Raw genomic sequence first — 3,940 nt, 5'->3', positions numbered from 1 at the left:
TCCGCCACCGCATCGGCGAAGCGCAGGAGCAGCAGGTCCGAACCCAGCGCCGTGTGGACCCGCACGTAGTGGTCCTCCGCCTGCAACGCGATAACCTCGTCGCCCAGCCGCCCGGGCAGTCGCGCCAGCAGCCGCGGCCGTCCGGGTTCGGCCTCCGCAGGCGGAGCCTGCGCGGCACGCGAAGACAGCCGGTCGTAGAGGATGATCGCGAGCCCGAACGGGAACACGATCGCCAGCACCGCGAGATACTGCGCCAGCGGCGGAAAGGCGGCTCGCGCGGGGTTCAGCACGTCCGAGACGAACCACGAACTCACCGCCACGGGCGCGGCGCCCACCAGCAACGCCACGGCGATCCCGAACCACTCCGGCAGGCCCCACCGCTCGCCCAGCTTCCGCACCAGCCGCACCGTCGGCCAGAGCACGATCGATCCGGCGAGCCCATAGCTGACGCTGGTCAGCAGCCGGTCCTCCAGGGGAGAGCTGTAGCTGCCGAACGGTCCCAGGAACGCGATGGCCACGCTGATCGCGACGGCGAGGCCCAGGTCACGCGCCCAGTCCTTCGGCCGTCCGATGACGTCGCCCCACTCGCTCATGCAGCGAAGCTAGCGGCCGCTTGGCGCTTCGTGAACCGGCCAGCGCGGCGGGTCGGCGAAAACGCGCGGCCGCTCCACGAACACCGCGTTGCGGGGCAGACGGCCGCCGGGCGAGGCCCTGGACATCGCAAGCCGGAGACCTCCCGATGCCCTACCGAACGCTCGCCGCGCTGGCCGCCGGCGCCGCCCTCGTCGCCGCCGCCGGCGCGGCGCTCAGCCAGGCGCCGCCCGCCGGGCCGTTCCCCTCTGCCGACCAGGCGCTGGCGGACGCCCGCCTCGCGTCGTTCAGGTTCCGGCAGGGGGAGTACGGCGTCGTCCACGACGCGGCGGCCAGGCTGGAGGCCGCCGTCCAGGCCCACCCCAGGGACGGCCGCCTCTGGAACGCGCTGGGCGTCGCCTACTTCGAGCACATCACCGCCGATTTCCAGACGAACAGCTTCAAGGACATCCCGGGCCACCTGCGCAAGGCCCAGGCCGCCCACGAACAGGCGCTCGCGCTGAATCCCGACGACCCCGTGGCGTTGGCCGGCCGCGCCACCGCCTACGCCATCGCCGCCGGGTTCACGCGCGAACTGGACATCGGCCGCCGGGGCATCGCCGACCTGAACCGCGCCGCGCAGATGGCCCCCGACGAGCCGGCGATCCGCCTGCAGCGCGCCTTCACCAACCTCGGCGTCGCCGCCGAACTGCGCGACCGCGCCGCCGCGGAGACCGACCTTGCTCACCTCATCCGGCTGTCCGAAGGCAGCCGGCCGGGCGACGTGTTGCACGTCCTCCTGGGCGACCTGCACCTCGAAGGCGGCAAGCCCGACCTCGCCCGCAAGGAGTACGCCGTCGCCGCCCGCACCGGCTCGGCGATCCGCGACCTGGGCGAGGCCCGCCTCGCCAGCCTCGCCGCGGGTGGCCCGCGGCCGGCCGAGATCACGCGGCTGCGCAACGAGATCGGCCGCAACTGCACGCTGTGCCATAGCTATTGAGCGCCGCCGCGTATAATCGACGACGTAAATCACAAGGGGAGGCTCTCATGCGCATCATCGCCGCCGCGCTCGCGGTCATGGCCCTGCTGGGGGCCTCCGCCGCCCAGGCCGCCCCCCAGGACAGGTACGCCGCCAACGACGGCGTGAAGATCCACTATGTGGTCGACGGCAAGGGCCCGCTGGTGGTGCTGATCCACGGCTTCCCCGACTACTGGGCCACCTGGAAGCCGCTGATGGCCGAGCTCAACAAGGCCGGCTACCGCACCGCCGCGCTCGACACCCGCGGCTACAATCTCTCGGACAAGCCGCAGGGCGTCGCCGCCTACGCCATGCCGAACCTGATCGGCGACGTGGCCGCCGTCATCGCCGCCGAGGGCCGGAAGGACGCCACCGTCATCGGCCACGACTGGGGCGCCGCCATCGCCTGGCAGACCGCCTTCGCGCGGCCGGAACTGGTCAACAGGCTGGTGATCCTGAGCGTGCCGCACCCCGCCGGCATGGCCCGCGAACTGGCCTCCAACCCCGACCAGCAGAAGAACAGCCAGTACGCCCGCAACTTCCAGAAGGAAGGGTCGGAGAAGATGCTGAACGCCGAGATGCTGGCCTCGATGGCCAACAAGGATCCGAAGGAGAAGGCGGGCTACGTCGAGGCCTTCAAGCGCTCCGACTTCGCCGCCATGATGAACTACTACCGCGCCAACTATCCGCGCGGGACCGGCGCCGACGCCCAGCCGCCCGCGGCCATGGCCGCGCCGAACCAGCGCGTGAAGGTCCCGGTGCTCGTGCTGCACGGCATGAAGGACACCGCCCTGAACGCCGCCGGCCACTCGGGCGTCTGGAACTACGTCGACGCCGACACCACCGTCGTCATGTTCCCGCAGGCCGGCCACTTCCTCCAGCACGACGCCGAGGCCCAGACCAACCGCACCATCAGGGACTGGCTGAACGCGCACCGCTAGTGTGCTGGATCTGAAGTTCGCCTGCTTCCGGGTCGGAGCGCCGAGCGAACTTCAGATCCAAAAAGCACACTAGAAACATATATTTCCCTAGTGTCCTTATCGATTCCGAAGTTCGACTGAGTTCGCCTCAGGCGCCTGCGAACTTCGGAATCGGGACACTAGAGCCGCTCATCCCCGCATGCGCGGGGTGATCGATGAGAGCGGTCATGGCGAGCGGTCTGATTGACTCCGCCCCCTCCCACGCCGAAGTTGACGCCCGCGTCACGGAGGACACTCCCCATGTCCGAGCACGAGCTTCCCACCGGCTTGCAGATCATGGAGATCGACCCCGAGTTCCGGGCCGACCCCTACCCGCGCCTCGCGGAGCTGCAGGACAGGTGCCCGGTGCGCCATGACCCGGTGCTCGAGTCGGTCGTACTGACCGGCTACGAGGACGTCCGCGCCACCGTCAACGACCGCACGCTCTGGCGCAATCCGGCGCGGGGCAACCCGCGGGCGCTCTTCAACCGCATGGCCGACAGCGACGTGGACGCGCCCCAGTCGATCCTCTTCATGGACGATCCGGACCACGCCCGCGTGCGCGGTCCCCTCACCCAGGCGTTCTACAAGCGCGCCGCGAAGATGAAGCCGCAGATCGAGGCCGTGGTCGACGAGGTGCTGGAGGGGCTCGCCGGCCGCGCCAGCTTCGACGTCATCGCCGACTACGGCGTGCCGGTGCCGATCCTGGTGATCGCCGCCGTGCTGGGCATCCCGAAGGCGCGGCTGCACGACTTCCGCGCGTGGTCGGAGGGCATCATCCAGTCCCTCAACGCCCTGCGCACGCCCGAGCAGGAGGCCGAACTCGTCGCCGCCGCCGCCGCGCTGGACGCGTTCTTCGCCGAGGCGATGGCCGAACGCCGCAGGACCCCGCGCGACGACCTCATCACCGACATGGTCCAGCTTCAGGCCGCCGGCGCCGAACTCACCGACCTCGAGGTCAGCGTGAACCTGCAGAGCCTGCTGGTCGGCGGCAACCTCACCACCACGGACCTCATCGGCAACGGCGTCATCGCCTTCCTGCGCAACCCGGCCGAGCTCGCCAAGCTGAAGGCCGACCCGAAGCTGATCGCCGTCGCCATCGAGGAGATCCTGCGCTACGACCCGCCGATCAGCATGACCGGCCGCGTCGCCTCGCGCGACCTGGAGATCGGCGGCGAGACGGTGGAGCGGAAGGACGTCCTGCTCAACCAGCTCCGCGCCGCCAACCGCGACCCGTCGGTCTACGAGAACCCCGACCGCTTCGACATCACCCGCAAGCATGTGCCGCACATGGCCTTCGGCGGCGGCGCCCACATCTGCATCGGCGCGCCGCTGGCGCGCATGGAGGGCCAGGCCGCGCTCCTGAAGCTCTTCGCCCGTTTCCCGGACCTGA

Annotated in this window: 4 protein-coding genes; 3 read left to right on the top strand and 1 reads right to left on the bottom strand. The window is 70.5% G+C overall.

What is annotated here, in order from left to right:
• Positions 1-593: hypothetical protein (locus JNL41_RS07040; protein ID WP_293473568.1), on the bottom strand; the 593-nt coding region annotated here is incomplete at its 3' end.
• A 146-nt stretch (positions 594-739) separates the two neighbouring features.
• Here JNL41_RS07040 and JNL41_RS07035 point away from each other — a divergent pair.
• The 3 genes from JNL41_RS07035 to JNL41_RS07025 form a co-directional block, all read left to right on the top strand.
• Complete coding sequence (locus tag JNL41_RS07035; protein WP_293473567.1) at positions 740-1,570, top strand: hypothetical protein; 831 nt, start codon at positions 740-742, stop codon at positions 1,568-1,570.
• 47 nt (positions 1,571-1,617) lie between these two features.
• The gene (locus JNL41_RS07030; protein WP_293473566.1) at positions 1,618-2,529 is read left to right on the top strand and encodes an alpha/beta hydrolase; all 912 of its coding nucleotides are present in this window, start codon (positions 1,618-1,620) and stop codon (positions 2,527-2,529) included.
• Between the two features lie 279 nt (positions 2,530-2,808).
• The coding region (locus tag JNL41_RS07025) for a cytochrome P450 (RefSeq protein WP_293473565.1) at positions 2,809-3,940 on the top strand (1,132 nt) is incomplete at its 3' end.

The organism is Phenylobacterium sp., assembly GCF_016793285.1.
Taxonomy (GTDB): domain Bacteria; phylum Pseudomonadota; class Alphaproteobacteria; order Caulobacterales; family Caulobacteraceae; genus Phenylobacterium.
This window is presented reverse-complemented; position numbering and strand designations above follow the sequence as displayed.